Annotated in this window: 18 protein-coding genes and 2 pseudogenes; 16 read left to right on the top strand and 4 right to left on the bottom strand. The window is 73.1% G+C overall.

All coding sequences use genetic code 11. From position 1 onward, the window contains the following. The 5 genes from ACIPYQ_RS32420 to ACIPYQ_RS32400 are packed head-to-tail and all read left to right on the top strand — an operon-like array spanning position 1 to position 3,795. The gene (locus ACIPYQ_RS32420; protein ID WP_401257650.1) at positions 1-879 is read left to right on the top strand and encodes a branched-chain amino acid ABC transporter permease; all 879 of its coding nucleotides are present in this window, start codon (positions 1-3) and stop codon (positions 877-879) included. Then, positions 876-1,868 carry a branched-chain amino acid ABC transporter permease gene (locus tag ACIPYQ_RS32415; RefSeq protein ID WP_401257648.1) on the top strand — a complete coding sequence of 331 codons (993 nt, stop codon included), beginning with the start codon at positions 876-878 and terminating at the stop codon, positions 1,866-1,868. The genes ACIPYQ_RS32420 and ACIPYQ_RS32415 overlap by 4 nt, the downstream gene beginning before the upstream one ends. Next, positions 1,865-2,644: an ABC transporter ATP-binding protein gene (locus ACIPYQ_RS32410; protein ID WP_401257646.1), complete on the top strand. Its 780-nt coding sequence runs from the start codon at positions 1,865-1,867 to the stop codon at positions 2,642-2,644. Before ACIPYQ_RS32415 ends, ACIPYQ_RS32410 begins: the two co-directional genes overlap by 4 nt. Further along, a complete protein-coding gene (locus tag ACIPYQ_RS32405; protein ID WP_361755870.1) occupies positions 2,641-3,351 on the top strand; it encodes an ABC transporter ATP-binding protein in 711 nt (236 codons plus the stop codon). The genes ACIPYQ_RS32410 and ACIPYQ_RS32405 overlap by 4 nt, the downstream gene beginning before the upstream one ends. A gap of 18 nt (positions 3,352-3,369) precedes the next feature. After that, positions 3,370-3,795 carry a VOC family protein gene (locus tag ACIPYQ_RS32400; RefSeq protein ID WP_401257643.1) on the top strand — a complete coding sequence of 142 codons (426 nt, stop codon included), beginning with the start codon at positions 3,370-3,372 and terminating at the stop codon, positions 3,793-3,795. On the opposite strand, the gene ACIPYQ_RS32395 is transcribed toward ACIPYQ_RS32400, so the two are convergent. Then, positions 3,792-4,727, bottom strand: coding sequence for a hypothetical protein (locus ACIPYQ_RS32395; RefSeq protein WP_401257641.1), 936 nt, complete (start codon positions 4,725-4,727; stop codon positions 3,792-3,794). The two genes, ACIPYQ_RS32400 and ACIPYQ_RS32395, sit on opposite strands and share 4 nt — an antisense overlap. Before the next feature lie 99 nt (positions 4,728-4,826). On the opposite strand from ACIPYQ_RS32395, the gene ACIPYQ_RS32390 reads away from it, so the two are divergent. Continuing rightward, entirely contained in the window at positions 4,827-5,252 is a 426-nt protein-coding gene (locus tag ACIPYQ_RS32390; RefSeq protein WP_361755861.1) for a secondary thiamine-phosphate synthase enzyme YjbQ, read from the top strand. Positions 5,253-5,338: 86 nt separating this feature from the next. Here ACIPYQ_RS32390 and ACIPYQ_RS32385 read toward each other — a convergent pair whose 3' ends face one another. Then, complete coding sequence (locus ACIPYQ_RS32385) at positions 5,339-5,791, bottom strand: hypothetical protein (protein ID WP_401257639.1); 453 nt, start codon at positions 5,789-5,791, stop codon at positions 5,339-5,341. A gap of 64 nt (positions 5,792-5,855) precedes the next feature. Continuing rightward, positions 5,856-8,096, bottom strand: a complete 2,241-nt coding sequence (gene katG, locus ACIPYQ_RS32380; RefSeq protein WP_401257637.1) for a catalase/peroxidase HPI — start codon at positions 8,094-8,096, stop codon at positions 5,856-5,858. Positions 8,097-8,395: 299 nt separating this feature from the next. Here katG and ACIPYQ_RS32375 point away from each other — a divergent pair, with 299 nt between their 5' ends. From ACIPYQ_RS32375 to ACIPYQ_RS32350, 6 genes are all read left to right on the top strand, one after another. Next, complete coding sequence (locus ACIPYQ_RS32375; protein ID WP_401257635.1) at positions 8,396-8,806, top strand: Fur family transcriptional regulator; 411 nt, start codon at positions 8,396-8,398, stop codon at positions 8,804-8,806. Positions 8,807-8,885: 79 nt separating this feature from the next. Then, positions 8,886-9,209, top strand: a complete 324-nt coding sequence (locus ACIPYQ_RS32370) for a plasmid stabilization protein (RefSeq protein ID WP_401257633.1) — start codon at positions 8,886-8,888, stop codon at positions 9,207-9,209. Positions 9,210-9,223: 14 nt separating this feature from the next. Beyond that, positions 9,224-9,706, top strand: coding sequence for a DUF6328 family protein (locus ACIPYQ_RS32365; RefSeq protein WP_401257631.1), 483 nt, complete (start codon positions 9,224-9,226; stop codon positions 9,704-9,706). Positions 9,707-9,899: 193 nt separating this feature from the next. Continuing rightward, positions 9,900-13,817 (top strand): Pls/PosA family non-ribosomal peptide synthetase, encoded by a 3,918-nt coding sequence (locus ACIPYQ_RS32360; protein ID WP_401257629.1) that lies wholly within the window; start codon positions 9,900-9,902, stop codon positions 13,815-13,817. Positions 13,818-13,908: 91 nt separating this feature from the next. Next, positions 13,909-15,318 carry a M1 family metallopeptidase gene (locus ACIPYQ_RS32355; RefSeq protein WP_401257627.1) on the top strand — a complete coding sequence of 470 codons (1,410 nt, stop codon included), beginning with the start codon at positions 13,909-13,911 and terminating at the stop codon, positions 15,316-15,318. A gap of 66 nt (positions 15,319-15,384) precedes the next feature. Next, entirely contained in the window at positions 15,385-15,939 is a 555-nt protein-coding gene (locus tag ACIPYQ_RS32350; RefSeq protein ID WP_401257625.1) for a 2'-5' RNA ligase family protein, read from the top strand. A gap of 16 nt (positions 15,940-15,955) precedes the next feature. On the opposite strand, the gene ACIPYQ_RS32345 is transcribed toward ACIPYQ_RS32350, so the two are convergent. After that, positions 15,956-17,827, bottom strand: coding sequence for a protein kinase (locus ACIPYQ_RS32345; RefSeq protein ID WP_401257623.1), 1,872 nt, complete (start codon positions 17,825-17,827; stop codon positions 15,956-15,958). 144 nt (positions 17,828-17,971) lie between these two features. On the opposite strand from ACIPYQ_RS32345, the pseudogene ACIPYQ_RS32340 reads away from it, so the two are divergent. The 4 genes and pseudogenes from ACIPYQ_RS32340 to ppk2 form a co-directional block, all read left to right on the top strand. After that, positions 17,972-18,022 (top strand): annotated as a pseudogene (locus ACIPYQ_RS32340) (hypothetical protein); the annotation flags it as partial. Between the two features lie 74 nt (positions 18,023-18,096). Beyond that, positions 18,097-18,276 (top strand): annotated as a pseudogene (locus tag ACIPYQ_RS32335) (NADP-dependent oxidoreductase); the annotation flags it as partial. Positions 18,277-18,320: 44 nt separating this feature from the next. Continuing rightward, positions 18,321-18,431 carry a zinc-binding dehydrogenase gene (locus tag ACIPYQ_RS32330; RefSeq protein ID WP_401257774.1) on the top strand — a complete coding sequence of 37 codons (111 nt, stop codon included), beginning with the start codon at positions 18,321-18,323 and terminating at the stop codon, positions 18,429-18,431. A gap of 370 nt (positions 18,432-18,801) precedes the next feature. After that, the gene (gene ppk2, locus ACIPYQ_RS32325; protein ID WP_401257621.1) at positions 18,802-19,596 is read left to right on the top strand and encodes a polyphosphate kinase 2; all 795 of its coding nucleotides are present in this window, start codon (positions 18,802-18,804) and stop codon (positions 19,594-19,596) included. Positions 19,597-19,613: the final 17 nt, after the last annotated feature.

Here is a 19,613-nt window from a genome sequence, read left to right as displayed (position 1 = left end):
ATGGGCGGATGGCTGGACGGCAACCTCGTCAGCGTCGTCGACGGAGTCGCCTTCGGACTGCTGCTGTTCACGATCGCCGTGGGCCTCTCCCTGGTGTTCGGCATGATGGACGTCCTCAACCTGGCGCACGGCACGCTCTACCTCGCGGGCGCCTACACCGCCTACGCACTCTCCGACGGGACCCTGCCGGGCCTCCTGCTCGCCCTGGCGGCCGGAACCCTGGTGGGCGCCCTGGGTGGAGCGGCGCTGACGGCGCTCACCCAGCCGCTGGCCCGGCGCGGGCACCTGGACCAGGCCGTGCTCACGCTCGGCATCACATTCATCGTCGCCGACCTCCTCGCCGCCGCCTTCGGCGGCGAGGTGCTCCCCACCGACCCGCCCGCCTCGCTGCGCGGGACGGTGGACCTCCTCGGCCACACGTATCCGGTGTACCGGCTGGTGTTCATCGCCATCGCCGCCGGCCTCGCCACCCTCGTGTACCTCGTCTTCGAACGCAGCTCGCTCGGCGCCCTCGTACGGGCCACCGTCGCGGACCGCGACATGGTCCGCGCCCAGGGGATCGACATCCGCAAGGTGCTCTACGGAGTCTTCGCCGCCGGCGCGGCCCTGGCCGCGGTCGGCGGGGTCCTCGGCGCACCGATCCTGGGCCCGGGGCCGGGCGTCGACGAGAGCGTGCTCGTCCTCTCGCTCGTCGTCGTGGTCGTCGGCGGCCTCGGCTCCGTGCGCGGCGCCCTCGCCGGCGCCCTGCTCATCGGCCAGGTCCAGACGCTCGGTGTGGCCCTGCTCCCCGAGTACGCGCCCTTCCTCCTCTTCGGCACCATGCTGCTGGTGCTCGTGGTCCGCCCGCACGGCCTCGTCGCACCGGCGGTGCGCACATGAGCCGCTCCGCACCGTCCCGTTCGGCAAGGCCCGGCTCCGCGACCCGGCGGCTGCTGGTCACCGCCGTGGTCGCCGGACTCGCCCTGGCCCCCTTCCTCCTCGGCTCGTACGCCATCGGCACCCTCTCCAGGGTCCTCGTCTTCGCCCTGCTCGCCCTGAGCGTGAACCTGCTCACCGGCCTGACCGGACTGCCGACCCTCGGCCAGTCCGCGTACTTCGGCGTCGGCGCCTACACGGCGGCGATCGTCGCGACCCGGCTCACCGACATCGGCGCACTCCAACTCCTGATCGCCGCGGGCGCGTCCGCGCTCGTGGCCGTTCCGACCGGGTGGCTCGCCGTCCGGGCCCGCGGCGTGGTGTTCCTGATGCTGACGCTGGCCATCGGCGAGATCGCGTACAGCGCCGCGGTCAACTGGAAGACGCTGACCAACGGCAGCGACGGCATGTCCGGCATCCCGCCGGTCGTACCGCTGCCCGGTCTGCCCGCGCTGGAGCTCGACGGCCTGGTCTACTTCTACGTACTGGCCGTGTTCCTCCTGCTCTTCGCGGCCGTCAGCCGCCTCGGCTCCACCCCGTTCGCCCTCGCCCTGCGCGGAATCCGCGACAACGAGGCCCGCATGAAGGCCATCGGCTACCCCACCCGGCGGTACGCCCTGACCGTCTACTGCGGCGCCGCGGCGCTGGCCGGCGCCGCCGGGTCGCTGTGGGTCTCCGTACAGCGGTTCGTCTCGCCCGGCGACGCCGGATTCGAGATCGCCGCCCTGGCGCTGCTGGCCGTCGTCATCGGCGGCCCGGGCTCGATGTGGGGGGCCTGCGCCGCGGCCGCGCTGATCTGGACCACCCGCGACCACCTCGGCAACCTCGAGGCCGTCGCCGGACGAGGGCCGCTGCTGCTCGGGCTGCTCTTCGTCGTCGCCGTCTACACACTGCCCCGCGGACTGGCCGGCGTACGGCTCCCGTCGAGGCCGACCCGGAAGAGGACGGCGTGAGCGATCCCGCACCCGATCTCCTGGAACTGCGCGGAGTCTCGAAGCACTTCGGGTCCTTCCGCGCCGTGGACGAGGTCAGCTTCACCGTGCGCCCCGGCGCGCGCCACGCGGTCATCGGCCCGAACGGCGCAGGCAAGTCCACCCTGTTCGGCCTCGTCTCCGGAACCCTGCCCGCCTCCGCCGGATCCCTGCTCCTCGACGGGCGGGACGTGACCCGGCTGCCCGTGCACCGACGGGTCGGGCTCGGCATCGCCGCGACCTTCCAGCACTCCAGCCTCTTCCTGCCGGAGACCGTGCTGGAGAACGTCCTGCTCGCGGCGTTGCGCCGGGCCGGAGCCGGCGCCGGAAGGGGGCCCGCCGGCCGGCGGAGGGCCGGCGCCCGGGCCGCCGCGACCGCGCAGGCGCGCACGCTGCTGGAGCGCGTCGGCCTGCCCACCCGGCACGACCTGCCGGCGGCCGAGCTCTCGCACGGTGAACGGCGACAGCTGGAGGTCGCCGTGGCGCTCGCCACCGAACCGAGGCTGCTGCTCCTGGACGAACCGGCCGCCGGGATGTCCCCGGCCGAGACGGAGCGGCTGACGAAACTGATCGCCGCCCTGCCCGAAGAGGTGACCGTCCTCCTCATCGAACACGACCTCGACATGGTCTTCGAGCTCGCCGACACCGTGACCGTCATGCACCTCGGCAACCACCTCACCACCGGCTCCCCGGACGAAGTACGGGCTTCCGCCGAGGTCCAGAGCGCCTACCTGGGCACCACGGAGGTCTCCTCGTGAAACCGTTCTTCAGCGTGCGCGGCCTGCGCTCCGGCTACGCCGGCGGCGTCGTGCTCGGCGGCGTCGACCTCGATCTCGAAGCGGGCGGGACCCTCGCCGTCCTCGGCCGCAACGGGGTCGGGAAGACCACCCTCATCTCCACGGTCATGGGATTCGTCCGGCCCTACGAGGGCAGCGTCGCGCTCGACGGCCGGGAGATCGGCGGAGCCCGCGTCGACGTGATCGCCCGGGCCGGGGTGGGCGTCGTCCCGCAGGGGCGCCGGGTGTTCGCACCGCTGACCGTGGCGGAACATCTAGCGATCGCGGCGCCGCGGCGCCGCGCGCGGGGGCCGTGGACCCGGGCGCGCATCCTCGACCTGCTGCCGCGACTGGGGGAGCGGCTGGGGCACCGCGGCGACCAGCTCTCCGGAGGAGAGCAGCAGATGCTCGCGATCGCCCGGGCCCTGCTGGGCAATCCACGGCTGCTGCTCCTCGACGAACCGTCCGACGGGCTCGCCCCGGCGATCGTCGCGCAGGTGGGCGAGGTGATCCGCGAGGTGAGCGCGCAGGGCATGACGGTCGTCCTCGTCGAGCAGAACCTGGGGCTGGCCCTGTCCGCCGCCCAGCAGGTGGCCGTCATGCAGAAGGGCCGCATCGTGCACCGGGCGGACGCGGCCGAGTTCGCGTCCCGCCCCGACGACCGACGGCGTCTGCTGGGCGTCGACTGACACCGGAAGGACTCTCCGATGGCTCCCTCTCCCGACCGCGAACCACCCTTCACCGCCCTCGGCCGGACGGTGCTGCTCGTCGCGGACGCCGAAGCCGCCCTGGCCTTCTACCGGGACGTCCTGGGCTTCGTCGTGCTGCACGACCGGACGGCCGACGGCTACCGCTACCTGCACATCGGCCTGCCCGGCTCCACAGGACTTCCGGCGGCCGGCCTCTGGCTGATGCCCGCGGGCACGGCCCGGGAGCGCGACCTGATCGGCCGTCAGTGCGGTGGCCAGCCGATGCTCGTCCTCTACACGGACGACGTACGCGGGACCGGCACGCACCTGCGTGCCCACGGCGTGCGGGTGTGGAACGAACGGGTGGGGGACGCGGGCCGCTCCCTGCACTTCGCCGACCTCTACGGCAACGTCATCGTGGCGGCTCAACTGCCCAATTCCTAAGGGGCGTTCCGGTCGCTTTCGCGCAGGGCCCGGGCGAGGTGGCGGGCGGTCTCGCGGGTACGGCGCGGTACGCGGCGGCCGCCTTCGACGAGCCGGGCGGCCCGGCCCATCGTCCGCAGGGCCCGCACGGACCCGACGGCCGGCACGGCGTCGATCAGGGTCGCCATGGCCGTGCCGGTCTCGCGCCAGTCGCCCACCCGGGCCAGGACCCGGGCGAGCTCCGCGGCGAACAGCACGCGGTAGGCCGGGCCATCACCGCCGGCGTGCGCGGCGCCGTGGAGGAGGGCGGCCGCCGCGTCCAGGTCCCCCAGCGCGGCCCGCGCCAGCCCCTGGTGGCCTTCGAGCTCGGGCCGGTCGAACCACCAGGCCCAGGGCGGGTCCCGGTCCGTCGGCGGATCGGCGAGCAGCTCGGCGGCCGTGCGCAGGGCCCGCCCGGCCTCGGGCCCGCGCCCCAGCCGGGCCAGGGCCCGCCCCGCGCGCACCTGGAAGATCGCCGCGACGCGCCCGGGAAGGTCCTCGCGGGCCAGCACGGATGAGGCGATCCGCAGCGAGCTCCCGGGCCGCCCCAGATGCTCCTCCTGCATCGCCAGCACCGCGAGGATCAGGGGTTCCACGGTGGCCGGTCCGGCCCCGCGGCCGCCCCGGGCCAGCTCCAGGGCCCGTAGGTGGAGCCGCCGCGACACGCCGTGCCGTTCCGCGTCGAAGGCGATCCACGCGGCGACCTGGAGCAGTCGGGCGCGCGCGGCCCGCCCCGCGTCGTCTCGCTCCGCGTCGTCCAGCCCCGCGTCGTCCCGCACCGGCCCGCGGCCATCGACCGTACGGACCGCCTCCAGGGCCGCGCCCACCGCCCACCGTGCCCCGGCCGTGACATCGAGCGCGACGAGCTCCTCCGTCAAGGCCTTCACCTCGACCACCGACACCTCGCCCTCCACCGGCCCCCCTTCCATCGATTCGGCCGCCTGCCCGCGTCGGGCCGGCCGACACCGCCGTGGCTGCACGGTTGCGGGGAGCCGCGGCGTGAGGATGGGGCCATGCCCGACACCTTCGCTTCGCGCACCATCGACGTGACGACCGGCGACCGGGAGACGGTCCACGACCTGACCGACGCCTGCGCCGCCTTCCTCGGGGAGGTGGCACGGGGCCGGTGCGGACTGCTGAACGTGTTCACGCCCCACGCGACCGCCGGCCTCGCCGTCATCGAGACGGGGGCGGGCAGCGACGACGACCTCCTGAGCGCCCTGCGGTCCCTCCTGCCCGCCGACGCGAGCTGGCGGCACCGGCACGGATCCCCCGGCCACGGGCGGGACCACGTCCTGCCCGCGATCGTCCCGCCGCACGCGACGCTGCCGGTGATCGACGGAACGCTCGCGCTGGGCACCTGGCAGTCCGTCACCCTGGTGGACACCAACCGGGACAACCCCCGGCGCCAGGTCCGCCTGTCCTTCCTCGGTTGCTGAAGGAGCGTCAGAGGCGGTTGGCGGCAGGGCTGAAGGCGTCACCGTCGGGGCGGGCCGGAGGGCGTCCGTGCGGTGCGGGGCGTCGGTCACCAGCGCCAGGTGAGGGCTTCGCCCTCCTCGACCTCGGACCAGCGTTGCGCCGCGCGGTCGAGCGCGGCCGTGGCCAGGGCGGTCTGCCGGTCGTCGAGGGGGCTGCGGCCCAGCCCCCGCCCGTCCGTGGGCAGCCCGGTCCAGACGCGGTAGGCCCAGTTGACGCAGAGCTCGGCCCGCATGACCGCGTCGCCCTTGCGCCGCAGGACCTTCAGTCCCGACCGGCGGTGGCGGGTCGGCCCGACCGGTTCGAATCCTTCGAAGGTGGCGCCCTCGGCCATGGCACCCCAGAACCCGTCGGTGATGCCGAGCGCGCTCTCGACCGCCGCGTGCACGAGGTCGTGGGGCATGGTCGGGCCGGTCGGCCCGGCCGGCAGCCGGACGTCCGGGCCCCGCCGGTCCCGGACTTCGAGTGCGTGGCGGTCGTCCGGAAGTTTCCGGAAGATCATTTCCAAAGTTCTGCCTCCCAGGCGTCCGGGCCGGCCGGGGTGGACGGCCGGCCCGGACTCAGGATCACACGAGGTCGAACCGGTCCAGGTTCATCACCTTGTCCCACGCGGCGACGAAGTCCTTCACGAACTTCCCCTTCGCGTCGTCGCTCGCGTAGACCTCCGCGAGCGCCCGCAGCTCCGAGTTCGACCCGAAGACCAGGTCGGCACGGGTGCCGGTCCACTTGACGGCGCCCGTGGCGGCGTCACGGCCCTCGAAGGTGCTCTCGTCCCCGGCCGTCGCCTTCCACGTCGTCCCCAGGTCGAGCAGGTTGACGAAGAAGTCGTTGGTCAGGGACCCGGGGGAGGTGGTGAAGACGCCGTGCGAGGACTGCTGGTGGTTCGCGCCGAGCACGCGCAGGCCACCGACCAGGACGGTCAGTTCGGGCGCGCTCAGGTTCAGCAGGTTCGCCCGGTCGAGCAGCAGGTACTCGGCCGGCAGCCGGTTGCCCTTCCCGAGGTAGTTGCGGAACCCGTCGGCGGTCGGCTCCAGCGCGGCGAACGACTCCACGTCCGTCTGCTCCTGCGCCGCGTCCGCACGGCCCGGCGTGAAGGGCACCGTGACGTCGAAACCGGCGTCCTTGGCGGCCTGTTCGACGGCGGCCGCGCCGGCGAGCACGATCAGGTCGGCGAGCGAGATCCGCTTGCCGCCGGACTGGGCGGCGTTGAAGGACTCCTGGATCCCCGTCAGCGTGCGCAGCACCGTCGCCAGCTGATCGGGCTCGTTGACCTCCCACCCGCTCTGCGGCTGGAGCCGGATGCGCGCGCCGTTGGCACCGCCGCGCTTGTCGCTGCCGCGGAACGACGAGGCCGAGGCCCACGCCGTGGACACGAGCTGGGACACCGTCAGGTCCGAGGCGAGGACCTGCTCCTTGAGGGAGGCGATGTCGCCGGCGCCGACGAGCTCGTGCGTCACCGGCGGGAGCGGGTCCTGCCACAGCAGCGTCTCGGCGGGGACCTCCGGGCCGAGGTAGCGCGCGACGGGGCCCATGTCGCGGTGGGTCAGCTTGAACCACGCACGGGCGAAGGCGTCCGCGAACTCGGCGGGGTTCTCCAGGAAGCGCCGGGAGATCTGCTCGTAGGCCGGGTCGATCCGCAGCGAGAGGTCGGTCGTCAGCATCGTCGGAGCGTGGCTCTTGGACGCGTCGTGGGCGTCCGGCACGGTGCCCGCGCCGGCCCCCTCCTTCGGCCGCCACTGATGGGCGCCGGCGGGGCTCTTGAACAGCTCCCATTCGTAGCCGAAGAGGATCTCGAAGAAGCTGTTGTCCCAGGTGATCGGGGTGTTGGTCCAGATGCCCTCGAGACCGCTGGTGATCGCGTCGGCGCCCTTGCCGGTGCCATAGGAGTTCGCCCAGCCGAGGCCCTGCTGCTCGATCGAGGCGGCCTCGGGGTCGGCGCCGACGCTCTCCGCCGGGCCCGCGCCGTGGGTCTTGCCGAAGGTGTGGCCGCCGGCGATGAGGGCGACCGTCTCCTCGTCGTTCATCGCCATCCGGCGGAACGTCTCCCGTATGTCGCGCGCGGCGGCCAGCGGGTCCGGAGTGCCGTTCGGGCCCTCCGGGTTGACGTAGATGAGGCCCATCTGGACCGCGCCGAGCGGGTTCTCCAGCTCGCGGTCGCCGGTGTAGCGCTCGTCGTCGAGCCAGGTCGTCTCGGGACCCCAGTAGACGTCCTCGTCGGGCTCCCAGACGTCCGCGCGGCCGCCGCCGAAGCCGAAGGTCTCGAAGCCCATCTGCTCCAGGGCCACGTTGCCGGTCAGGATCATCAGGTCGGCCCACGACAGGCTCTGGCCGTACTTCTTCTTGACCGGCCACAGGAGCCGGCGGGCCTTGTCGAGGTTCCCGTTGTCCGGCCAGCTGTTGAGCGGTGCGAAGCGCTGCTGGCCGGCGCCGGCGCCACCGCGGCCGTCGCTGATCCGGTAGGTGCCGGCGCTGTGCCAGGCCATCCGGATCATGAAGGGGCCGTAGTGGCCGAAGTCGGCGGGCCACCAGTCCTGGGAGGTGGTCAGCACCTGCGCGATGTCCTGCTTCACCGCCGGGAGATCGAGGGTCTTGAAGGCCTCGGCGTAGTCGAACTCCTCGCCCAGCGGATTGGCCACGGCGGGGTTCTTGGCGAGGATCTTGAGGTTGAGCCGTTCCGGCCACCACTGCCGGTTTCCGCCGCCCTGGGTCGGATGCGGGGCGCGCTCGTGTGCGACCGGGCAGCCACCGCCCTGCGACGCGGCGTCTACGACGATTGCCTCATGGTTCTCGGCATGGTTCTCGGACATGGGAATCCTTCCGTACCAGGCGGATCACGGTGTTCAGGAACTGAATGCGAGGAAACTGCCGGGCAAGGGCCCCGTGCACGGCCCCGGCCCCGTCGGTCGGCCCGACGCCGAGGCGGTCACCGTCCCGGACGGTGTCACCTGCCGCTCTGGAGTCTTCCTGTCTCTTGGCTATCTACGAAACCGATCCTACGATGGACGGAATCCAAGTCAAGAAGCACACCAAGCCCATATCCGATCGGATCCCGGACGTCCGCCGATGGACTGCGGGTACCCGTCGAACCTGAAACAGGTGAGCCGATATGAGTGACCTGCTGCAGCGGCTGCGCGGGCGTGGCTGGCGGATGACGTCCCAGCGGCGCGTGGTCGCGGAGGTCCTCGACGGCGACCACGTGCACCTCACGGCCGACGAGGTGCACGCCCGCGCGGCCGAGCGGCTGCCCGAGATCTCCCGGGCCACCGTCTACAACGCCCTCGGCGAACTGGTCGCCCTCGGCGAGGTCATGGAGGTCACCACCGACGGCCGGGCCAAGCGCTACGACCCCAACGCGCACCACCCGCACCAGCACCTGGTGTGCTCCGGCTGTGGTCTGATCCGCGACGTCCACCCGACCGGAAGCCCGCTGGCCGGCCTCCCGGCGGAGGAACGCTTCGGCTTCACGGTGTCCGGCGTGGAGGTCACCTACCGGGGTCTGTGCCCGGCCTGCGCCTGACGGGTGCGGGCGGGACCCGGGAGTGAGCGGGCGCGGAGGGGGTAGGCGCCGCACACCGGATTCCGACCGAGGAGTCACCATGCCCCGCAGTTTCAGCCCCAAGCGCGAACGCCAGTACGAACACATCAAGGAGAGCGCGCAGAAGCGCGGCGAGAGCACCGGGCGTGCCGAGGAGATCGCCGCGAGAACGGTCAACAAGGAACGGGCCCGCGCCGGAGAGTCCAAGACGGCGAGCAAGACGTCGCTCCAGGACATGTCCTCCGCCGAACGGGGCGGACGGCGCTCCCACAGCGGCGCGCAGGGGCCCACGTACGACCAGCTCTACGGAGAGGCCAAGCGGCGCAACCTGCACGGCCGGTCCTCCATGAACAAGGCCGACCTCAAGCGCCAACTCGGCCATTGACCCGTGGAGACGCCATGTCGCAGGCCCCCGACGGAAGAAGCGAGAGCGAGGAAGAACGCGCGGACCGGCAGTGGCAGGAGCTGATCCAGGAGATCCGCGTCGCCCAGACGGGCGTGCAGATCCTCTTCGGCTTCCTGTTGACGGTCGTTTTCACCCCCCTCTTCCACCAGCTTCCGCAGACCGACAAGACCATCTACATCGTCACCGTCGTGCTCGGCTCCCTGGCGACAGGCGCGCTCATCGGACCCGTCGCCTTCCACCGCATCGTCTCGGGCCGGCGGATCAAGCGCGAGGCGGTGGCCTGGGCCTCGCGCCTCACCTTCACCGGGCTCGTCCTCCTGCTGGCCACCTGCACCTCGGCCCTGCTCCTGGTCCTCAGGGTGGCCACCCACGACGCCCTCGTGCCCTGGCTCGTGGCCGGAGTACTGGCCTGGTACCTCCTGTGCTGGTTCGTCCTCCCGCTGTGGGCGCGGATCCGGTACACCGCCGAGCACTGAACGGACCGTTCACGACCCGTTCACCACGGTGCGGCGCCATCGTTCCTTCCCGGCCACACGTCAGGCTTCAACAAGAAAATCCTTGATGCCGCACTAGACTGGTGGGTTGTTTGGCGCTGGAACGGAACAACCCGGGCAGACCTGGGCTCCGCCGGCGACCCGGACGGTTTCCGGGAACGAGACGCGAGGGCCGATGGCTGCAACACCTGAGCACGGTGAACTCACTCTGCTCGACGGCGGGGACGCGTACGGGGCCGAGAGCGGGGAGTCCGGCAAATCCGCCCGGTTCTCCGCCGGACCCGCCGCCCCGACGCGCACCCTCGTCGACATCTTCGAAGCCTCCGTACGGGCGTACCCCGACGAGCTCGCCCTGGACGACGGCACCACCCGGTTGACCTACCGGGCGCTGGCCGCCGAGGTCGAGCGCCGCCGGCGGGCCCTCGCGGCCGCCGGGGTCGGCCTCGGCGACCGGGTCGGGGTACGCGTACCCTCCGGCACCAACGAGCTGTACGCGGGCATCCTCGCCGTGCTCGCCGCGGGCGCCGCCTACGTGCCGGTCGACGCCGAGGACCCGGACGAGCGCGCCGAGCTGGTCTTCGGCGAGGCCGGGGTACGGGCGGTGCTGGGCGCCGGAGCGCGCATCGAGGTCACCGGCCCCGCCGGCGCCGGAGCGGCCACCTCCCGCCCAGGCCCCGAGCACGACGCGTGGATCATCTTCACCTCCGGATCCACCGGCAAGCCCAAGGGCGTCGCCGTCAGCCACCGCAGCGCCGCCGCCTTCGTGGACGCCGAGGCCGCGCTGTTCCTCACCGAGGAGCCGATCGGCCCCGGCGACCGCGTCATGGCCGGGCTGTCCGTCGCCTTCGACGCCTCCTGCGAGGAGATGTGGCTCGCCTGGCGCTACGGCGCCTGCCTCGTGCCCGTCCCGCGCTCCCAGGTCCGCAGCGGCGCCGACCTGGGCCCCTGGCTGGCGGACCAGGAGATCACCGTGGTCTCCACCGTGCCGACCCTGGCCGCGCTCTGGGAGCCCGAGACCCTCAACGAGGTCCGGCTGCTGATCTTCGGCGGCGAGGCCTGCCCGCCCGAGCTCACCCAGCGCCTGGTCACCGAGGGCCGCGAGGTCTGGAACACCTACGGCCCCACCGAGGCCACCGTCGTCGCCTGCGCCGCGCTCCTCACCGGCGAGGAACCGATCCGGATCGGCCTGCCGCTCAGCGGCTGGGAACTGGCCGTGGTCGACGAATCCGGCGAGCCCGTGCCGATGGGCGGCAGCGGCCAGCTCGTCATCGGCGGCGTCGGCCTCGCCCGCTACCTCGACCCCGAGAAGGACGCCGAGAAGTACGCCCCGCTGGAATCCCTCGGCTGGCAGCGCGCCTACCGCAGCGGCGACCTCGTCCGCGCCGAACCGGAAGGCCTGGTCTTCCTCGGCCGCGCCGACGAGCAGATCAAGCTCGGCGGCCGCCGGATCGAGCTGGGCGAGGTGGACGCCGCACTGCAGGCCCTGCCCGGCGTCGCCGGCGCGGCCGCGGCCGTACGCACCGCCCGCAGCGGCAACCAGCTCCTCGTCGGCTACCTCGTCACCCAGGAGGGCTGGGACCACGCGGCGGCGGTCGAGCGGCTGCGCGCCGAGCTGCCCGCGGCCCTCGTACCGCTGCTCGCACCGGTCGAGGAGCTGCCGACCCGCACCTCCGGCAAGGTGGACCGCGACGCGCTGCCCTGGCCCCTGCCCGAACTGGAGACCACCGGGCCCGCCGAGCAGCTCTACGGCACCGAGGCCTGGCTCGCCGAGCAGTGGACCGAGACCCTCGGCGTGGCCGTCACCGGCGCCGCCGACGACTTCTTCGCGATCGGCGGCAACAGCCTCGCCGCCGCCCAGCTCACCACCCGGCTGCGCACCCGCTACCCGAGCGCGGCCGTCCTCGACATCTACCAGCAGCCCACCCTGCGCAAGCTGGCCCGGCGGCTGGAGAAGTCCGTCCAGGACGACGGCGCGGCCCGGACCATCGCCCCCGTACCGCTCCGCTCCAAAGTGGCCCAGTCGCTCCTGCTGCTCCCGCTCTTCACCCTGGTCGGCCTGCGCTGGACGGTGGCGCTGCTCGCCCTGGGCAACGTCCTGCACTGGTTCGGGCCCTACCCGTGGGCGCCGACCGCGTCCTGGTGGCTCGTCGCCGCCGGAGCCGCGCTGCTCTTCAGCCCGCCCGGCCGCCTCGCGATCGCGGCCGGCGGCGCCCGGCTGCTGCTGCGCGGGGTGAAGGCGGGCCGCTACCCGCGCGGCGGAAGCGTGCACCTGCGGCTGTGGACGGCCGAACGGCTGGCCGAGTACGTCGGCGCGACCTCACTCACCGGCTCCTGGCTGGAACGCTACGGGCGGGCCCTCGGCGCCAAGATCGGCCCCGAGGTGGACCTGCACTCCCTGCCCCCGGTCACGGGCATGCTCAAACTCGGCCGCGGCTGCGCCGTGGAGTCCGAGGTCGACCTCTCCGGGCACTGGCTGGACGGGGACCGGCTGGAGATCGGCACGATCAAGGTCGGCGCCGGCGCGGTGGTCGGCACCCGCAGCATCCTCTTCCCCGGCGCCCGCGTCGGCAAGCGGGCCGAGGTGGCCCCCGGCTCGGCCGTGGTCGGCCAGATCCCCACCGGCCAGCGCTGGGCCGGAGCGCCCGCCGGCAAGCTCGGCAAGGCCAAGCGCAACTGGCCCAAGGAACGCCCGCCGCGTTCGGTCCACTGGCGGGCCATGTACGGAGCCACCGGCTTCTGCTTCACCGCCCTGCCCGTGCTGGCCACCGTGCCCGCCCTGCTCGTGGTGAGCCGGTTCGTGCCCGCCGACGCCGGCCTCGTCCAGGCCCTGCGCGGAGCACTGATCGCCGTCGTCCCGGGGGCGCTCGCCTTCGGATTCGCCTACGCACTGCTGCTGCTGGTCTCCGTACGGCTGCTCAGCCTCGGCCTGCGCACGGGCAACCATCCGACGCACAGCAGGGTCGGCTGGCAGGCCTGGACGGTCACCCAGCTGATGGACCTGTCCCGGGAGACGCTCTTCCCGCTCTACGCCGGGCTGATCACCCCCGTGTGGCTGCGGCTGCTCGGCATGAAGATCGGCCGGGGTGCGGAGGTGTCCACCGTCCTCGCGCTGCCGAGCCTCACCACCGTGGGAGAAGGCGCGTTCCTCGCCGACGACACCCTGACCGCCCCCTACGAGCTGGGCGGCGGCTGGGTACGCATCGGACACTCCGAGATCGGCCGCCGGGCCTTCCTCGGCAACTCCGGAATGACCGCCCCCGGCCGCACCGTGCCGGACGACGGGCTGGTCGGCGTCCTGTCCGCCACCCCGAAGAAGGCCAAGAAGGGCAGCTCGTACCTGGGCCTGCCGCCCGTCAAGCTGCCGCGGTCAACCGCCGACGCCGACCAGAGCCGGACGTACGACCCGCCCGCGCACCTGCTCTGGGCGCGCGGCCTGGTGGAACTGTGCCGGCTCGTCCCCGTCTTCTGCTCGGCCGCGCTGGCCGTCCTGACCGTGGCGGCGCTCTGCGCGCTGATCACGGCGACCGGGCTGGGGACCTGGGGAGCCGCGCTGCTGTCCGGAGCGGTCCTGCTGGCCGCGGGCCTGGCCGCCTGTGCGGTGTCGGTGGCCGCGAAATGGCTGCTGGTGGGCCGGCACCGGGCCGGCGAGCACCCGCTGTGGAGCGCCTTCGTCTGGCGCAACGAGCTGGCCGACACCTTCGTCGAGGTACTGGCCGTGCCGTGGCTGGCCGGATCCGTGCCCGGCACCCCGCTGCTGTCCCTGTGGCTGCGGGCGCTGGGGGCCCGGATCGGCCGCGGCGTGTGGTGCGAGAGCTACTGGCTGCCCGAAACGGACCTGGTGGAGCTGGGCGACGCGGTCAGCGTGAACCGCGGCTGTGTGTTGCAGACACACCTCTTCCACGACCGGATCTTGAGGACGGATACTGTGGTCCTCCGCGAGGGCGCCACCCTGGGCCCGGGCGGAATCGTCCTGCCCGGCAGCACGGTCGGGGCCCGCAGCACCCTGGGTCCCGCCTCTCTCGTGATGGCCGGGGAGTCCGTCCCCGCCGACACCCGCTGGCTGGGCAATCCGATCGAGGCGTGGCGGTCCTGAAAGGGCCGCCCCTGCGGTGGTCGGGAGCGGCAGTGGCGGCAGCAGGACACCAGCACGTCGTACGAGCACAGCGCAGGGAGCGGAAGCGGCAGTGAGCGGCCAGAAGACAGAGGTGTCGGACCCGTACTTTCCGGCCAACGGCGACTCCCGTTACCGCGTGCACCGGTACGAACTCGCTCTGGAATACCGCCCCGGCCCCAACCGGCTGGCCGGGACGGCCCGGCTCAGCGCCATCGCCGGGCGGGCACCGCTCGCGGAGTTCCACCTCAACCTGGCCGAGTTCAGAATAGGGCGCGTCCTGGTCAACGGCCGGGCGCCGCACTACACCCACCGCGGCGGCAAGCTCCGCATCCGGCCGGCCAAGCCGCTGCCCGCCGGCGCCGCCTTCACCGTGGAGGTGCACTGGGCGGGCAACCCCAAGCCGGTGCGCAGCCCCTGGGGCGGCCTGGGCTGGGAGGAACTGACCGACGGCGCGCTCGTGGCCAGCCAGCCGGTCGGCGCCCCCTCCTGGTACCCGTGCAACGACCGGCCCGCCGACAAGGCCTCGTACCACATCTCCGTCAACACGCCCTCCGCCTACACGGTCGTGGCCGGCGGCCGGCTGCTCACCCGGACCACCAGAGCCAGCACCACCACCTGGGTGTACGAGCAGTCCGCGCCCACCTCCAGCTACCTCGTCGGCCTGTCCATCGGCATGCACCAGACGGTGCTGCTCGGCGACCCCGGGCTCGGCGGCGTTCCGCAGAGCGCCCACGTGCCCCCGCACCTGCTGGCGCAGTTCTCCCGCGACTTCGCCCGGCAGCCCGCGATGATGCAGCTGTTCGAGGAACTGTTCGGCCCGTACCCCTTCGGCGAGTACACGGTGGTCGTCGCCGACGAGGAACTGGACGTACCGGTCGAGGCCCAGGGCCTCTCCCTGTTCGGCACCAACCACGTGGACGGCGCGCGCGGTTCGGAGCGCCTCATCGCCCACGAGCTCGCGCACCAGTGGTTCGGCAACAGCGTGACGATCGCCGACTGGCGGCACATCTGGCTGAACGAGGGCTTCGCGAAGTACGCCGAATGGCTCTGGTCGGAGCGCTCCGGCGGGCGCACCGCGCAGGAGCTGGCGGCCGCCGCACACCGGCTGCTGGCCACGCAGCCGCAGGACCTGCGGCTGGCCGACCCGGGCCGCAAGCTGATGTTCGACGACCGCCTCTACCAGCGCGGCGGCCTCGTCGTGCACGCGATCCGCTGCGCCCTCGGTGACGGCGCGTTCTTCCGCATGCTGCGCGACTGGGTCACCGTGCACCGCAACGGGGTGGTGACCACCGTGGGCTTCACCACCCATGCGGCCCGCTACGCCGCCGAGCCGCTGGACGACCTGTTCTCGGCCTGGCTGTACGCGCCCGCGCTCCCGCCCCTGCCCTCACCGCCGGCCCTGCCGTCGATACCGGCGAAGCCCGGCTACCCCCCGACGAACGGCAGGCCCGACAAGGGCCGCGGCCGCACTTCCGCTTAGCGCCCGGTCGCCCGGTGAAGAGAAGTCACCTGCCGTCCGGGGGCGGAGGTGACACCATGCGGTGCCATGACAGATGACAGCACCAGCGTGTTCGAGGCGGGCCAGACGGGACTCGTCGTCCGGATCCCGGAGGCGGAGCCGGTCGTACGGGCCTGGCGGGAGCGGCTCGACCCCTCGGCCCACGACGGGGTTCCCGCACATGTCACCGTGCTCTTCCCGTTCCTTGACGAGAGCCGGGTGGACGAGCACGTCCACTCGGCCCTTGCGGAGCTGCTGGGCCGCCACCAGGCGTTCGACCTGCGGTTCGAGAAGTGCGGGCGGTTCCCGGACGTGCTCTACCTCGTCCCCGAGCCGGACACGCGACTGCGGCAGCTCACCCAGGCGGTCGCGGACCGCTGGCCCGAGGCCCCGCCGTACGGCGGCCGGTTCGCCGAGGTCGTGCCCCACCTGACCATCGCCCAAGGCGAGGAAGGGGTCGCCCCCCTGAAGGAGATAGAGGCCGACCTCGCCGGCGGTCTCCCGTTCACCTCCCGCGTCTCGTCGGTGGAACTCATGGTCCACGACGGCACGGGGTGGCAGGAGCGGGCATCGTTCGCACTCGGAGAACCAAGCGGTTCATGAGACCCGTACCGCGGTCCTAGCCCTGCCTCGTCCAGCGCTGCGAGGCCTCCCCGCCGCACGACTTCGTCACCAGGCCGCTGGCCATGCCCAGGTCGAGGCAGCCTCCGCCGAGGTCGCTCCGGAGGCTGCCGTTCGCCCCCGTACGCCAGATCCGGCCGATGTCCTGCGCGCAGTCGCCCACGAAGACGGCCTGGCCGAGCCCGTTGGAGTACAGGCACCCCCCGCTCTGCTGGTTGACCAGCTTGAAGCTCCCGTCCGGCCTGCCCTGCACGGTCCAGCGGGCGGACCCGTCCGAGCACTCGCCGTGGTCCGAAGACCCGAAGACCTGGGTGATGCACTTGCTGTTGTTGCCGTTGCGGTAGCGGTAGGTGCCGGACGCGGGGGGCGCCGGGGTGGTGGGGGCGGTGGAGCTCCCGCCACCGGACGGGCGCGTACTGCCGGCGCCGCCCGCGTTCGCGGCGTTTCCGGATCCGGCCGAGCCTCCCGAGCCGCCCGGGCCGGTCTGGGCGCCGCCGCCAGGGCCGGGACCGGGGCCGGGGCCCTGTCCGGTACCCGCGGCGGCCGCGTTCGGAGGGACCCCGCCCGCCCCGCCCTGCGCCTGGTCCTGGGCCGGCGACTGCGAAGGCGACGCCGTTGCCGCCGGGCTGCTGCCCGCGGCCGTGGGCGGCGTCGGGTCGGCCGGCGCCGTGACCGAACTGTGCGGGGTGTTGCCCGCCCCGGCCTGCGGCGAGCCGGTGTGCGGCAGGTACTGGATGGCGAGCGTCGTGCCGCCCGTGACCACCACGACCGGGAAGACGGCCAGCAGGACGCGGGTACGACGGCGCCGCTCGGGCCGCTCCGGACGGGACGCGGCGGGTACGGGCGCCGGCCCGGGATCCTCCGGTGCCTGCGCCGGTTCCGCTCCCGCATCCGCTCCCGCATCTGCATCCGGCTTCTCACCCGTGAGCGGGAGCGTCGGTACGTCGACCTCCTGCACGTTCGCGGCGAAGGCCGCCCGCTCGGTCAGCCGCTCGGTGACGGCCGCCGGCCACAGCGGTTCCGTGAACGGGCCGTGCTGCGCGGCGCGTTCGAGGAGCTCGGCCGCCGTGGGGCGGGCGTCGGGGTCCTTGTCGAGACAGGCCGCGACGAGGTCGGCGAGCTCCGGCTCCACCTCCCGCAACGGCTCCAGGTCGGGCTCCTCGTGCACGATCCGGTAGAGCACGCCGTGCCCCGACTCGTCACCGAAGGGCGGCTGCCCGCACGCCGCGTACGCGAGGACCGAGCCCAGCGCGAACACGTCGGTGGCGCCGCTCAACCGCCGCCTGCCCGAGGCCTGTTCGGGAGCCATGTAGGCGGGCGTGCCCACCACCATGCCGGTCCTGGTCAGCTGGCTCTGTTCCGCGGCCCGGGCGACGCCGAAGTCGATGAGGGTGAGACCGTCGAGCGTCAGCATGACGTTGGACGGCTTGAGGTCCCGGTGCACCATGTCCAGCGCGTGCACCGAGGCCAGGCCCGCCGCCGCCTCGCGCAGGAGCAGCCACAGCGCGTCCGCAGGCAGCGGGCCGCCGTGCAGCGCGATGGCCTCCCGCAGGGTGAGCCCGGGGATGTACGCGGTGGCGAACCACGGCGGGCTTGCCGTGCGGTCGCTGTCGAGCAGCGGCGCGGTGGCCTCCGCGGGCAGCCGGGCGAGGTTGTCCAGCTCGTGCCCGAAGCGCCGCAGGAAGTCCTCGTCCTCCCCGACGACGGAGGACAGCAGCTGCTTGACGGCGACGTACCGGCCGTCCTGGACCCCGAGGTACACCCGCCCCATGCCTCCGGCCCCGAGCCGGCCCGCCAGCGGAATAGCCCCGATCCGGCGCGGATCCCCCGCCTCCAGAGGCTCGGCCCCGCTCCCCGTCAGCTCCAACACGTCTGCCCCGCCCGAAATTAGAATCAGTTTCCAGAAATCTAACCCGATGATCCGGCAACGGCAACGCCAACGCGCCCGGCCAGACGCCGACTTGACGCCCTTGGCTCAGCCGATGCGGAACGCCTCCCGGTCGGCCATCTCGCCGTGCAGATCGCCAACGCGCGCGGCGCCCACGTCATCGGCACGGCTCGCGCCGCCCAGCACGAGTTCCTGCGCTCGCTCGGCGCCGACGAACTCGTCGACTACCCGAAGCGGACTTCGAGACGGCCGTGGCTCCGGTCGACGCGGTCGTCGACGCGATCGGCGGCGCCTACGGGCCGCGTTCCCTGCGCGCCCTGCGCCCCGGCGGCCGCTTGGTCGCGCTCGCCTCACCGGCGGAGGCCCAACTGGCGGACATCGCAAGGCCGCCCGGACTGCGCGACGCCTTCATGGCCGTGGCAGCCGACCAGGCGGGCATGCGCGAGATCGCCGCCCTCGCCGAAGCCGGGCTGTTGTGCCCCGCACTCTCGACACCGTGCTCCCGCTCGCGGACGCGGCCAAGGCCCACGAACTCGCCGACAGCCACCGCACGACCGGCAAGATCCTCCTCTCCGCCACCGACTGACCGCCGCCGACCGCGTCCCCGGGCGCGTGGCCGGCCTGGTCTACGTGGGCGCCGTGGTCCCGGAGGGCGGCGACTCCTGCTGGTCTCTGGTGGCCGACCAGGAACGCGCCTGGCGCCTCGGCCCTGGCAGGCGGCCACAACCTGATGCGGGACGCCCCCGAGGGGCTGCTGAAGGTCCTGCCGGCGAGCGCCCGGGGCGACTGGCCCGGCAGGCGGGCCCGGCCACGACGACCACCCGCAGCCCCGCCCCGGCAGTGGTCGAGCGTCGGCTCGTACCGCTTGCGTATCTTGTCCGTCACGGACGGCGACATCGGCTCCGCGCGGTGGCGGCCTTGATCCACGCCCCGCACGACGACGAGGAGGAACGGTCATGGGCCTCAAGAGGGCGGTCTACGAGACGGAGCTGCTGCGGCTCCAGACGGAGCTGGTCCAGCTCCAGGAGTGGGTGCGGGTGGCGGGCGCCCGGCTCGTCGTCGTCTTCGAGGGCCGCGACGCGGCGGGCAAGGGCGGAACGATCAAGCGGGTCGCCGAGCACCTCAACCCCCGTGTCGCTCGGATCGCGGCCCTTCCCAAGCCCACGGAGCGGGAGCGCGGCCAGTGGTACTTCCAGCGCTACGTGGAACACCTGCCGGCTGCCGGCGAGATCGTGCTGTTCGACCGCAGCTGGTACAACCGCGCCGGGGTGGAGCACGTCATGGGCTTCTGCACGCCCGCCGAGCACCAGCGCTTCCTGCGCCAGTGCCCGGTCTTCGAGCGCATGCTCGTGGAGGACGGGATCCTGCTCCGCAAGTACTGGTTCTCGGTCAGCGACGCCGTGCAGGAGGAACGGTTCCGCCGCCGTACGGAGGACCCGCTGAGGCGCTGGAAGCTCTCCCCGATGGACCTGGAGTCCCTCACGCGCTGGGAGGCGTACTCGCGGGCCAAGGACGAGATGCTCGTCCACACCGACACCGCGGACGCCCCCTGGTACGTGGTCGAGAGCGACGACAAGCGCAGCGCCCGGCTCAGCATGATCGCGCACCTGCTGTCCTCGGTCCCGTACGAGTCCGTGCCACTGCCCTCGCTCGCGCTGCCGCCCCGGCCCGCGTCGACGGGGTACGAGCGCCCTCCCAAGGACCTGCAGACCGCCGTACCGGACCACGCGGCCACGCTGCGCAAGGCCTGACCCGCATCGTGAGAACT

This window comes from Streptomyces sp. NPDC090045 (assembly GCF_044747975.1).
In the GTDB taxonomy this organism is placed as follows: domain Bacteria; phylum Actinomycetota; class Actinomycetes; order Streptomycetales; family Streptomycetaceae; genus Streptomyces.
The sequence above is the reverse complement of the archived record's forward strand: the minus strand, read 5'-3'. Positions and strand labels throughout refer to the sequence as shown.

Excerpts from the sequence above, each read along its gene's own strand:
- ACIPYQ_RS32420 (WP_401257650.1), top strand. The coding sequence starts at position 1 with ATGGGCGGATGGCTGGACGGCAACCTCGTCAGCGTCGTCGACGGAGTC.
- ACIPYQ_RS32415 (WP_401257648.1), top strand. The coding sequence starts at position 876 with ATGAGCCGCTCCGCACCGTCCCGTTCGGCAAGGCCCGGCTCCGCGACC.
- ACIPYQ_RS32400 (WP_401257643.1), top strand. The coding sequence starts at position 3,370 with ATGGCTCCCTCTCCCGACCGCGAACCACCCTTCACCGCCCTCGGCCGG.
- ACIPYQ_RS32390 (WP_361755861.1), top strand. The coding sequence starts at position 4,827 with ATGCCCGACACCTTCGCTTCGCGCACCATCGACGTGACGACCGGCGAC.
- ACIPYQ_RS32385 (WP_401257639.1), bottom strand. The coding sequence starts at position 5,791 with ATGATCTTCCGGAAACTTCCGGACGACCGCCACGCACTCGAAGTCCGG.
- katG (WP_401257637.1), bottom strand. The coding sequence starts at position 8,096 with ATGTCCGAGAACCATGCCGAGAACCATGAGGCAATCGTCGTAGACGCC.
- ACIPYQ_RS32375 (WP_401257635.1), top strand. The coding sequence starts at position 8,396 with ATGAGTGACCTGCTGCAGCGGCTGCGCGGGCGTGGCTGGCGGATGACG.
- ACIPYQ_RS32370 (WP_401257633.1), top strand. The coding sequence starts at position 8,886 with ATGCCCCGCAGTTTCAGCCCCAAGCGCGAACGCCAGTACGAACACATC.
- ACIPYQ_RS32365 (WP_401257631.1), top strand. The coding sequence starts at position 9,224 with ATGTCGCAGGCCCCCGACGGAAGAAGCGAGAGCGAGGAAGAACGCGCG.
- ACIPYQ_RS32360 (WP_401257629.1), top strand. The coding sequence starts at position 9,900 with ATGGCTGCAACACCTGAGCACGGTGAACTCACTCTGCTCGACGGCGGG.
- ACIPYQ_RS32350 (WP_401257625.1), top strand. The coding sequence starts at position 15,385 with ATGACAGATGACAGCACCAGCGTGTTCGAGGCGGGCCAGACGGGACTC.
- ppk2 (WP_401257621.1), top strand. The coding sequence starts at position 18,802 with ATGGGCCTCAAGAGGGCGGTCTACGAGACGGAGCTGCTGCGGCTCCAG.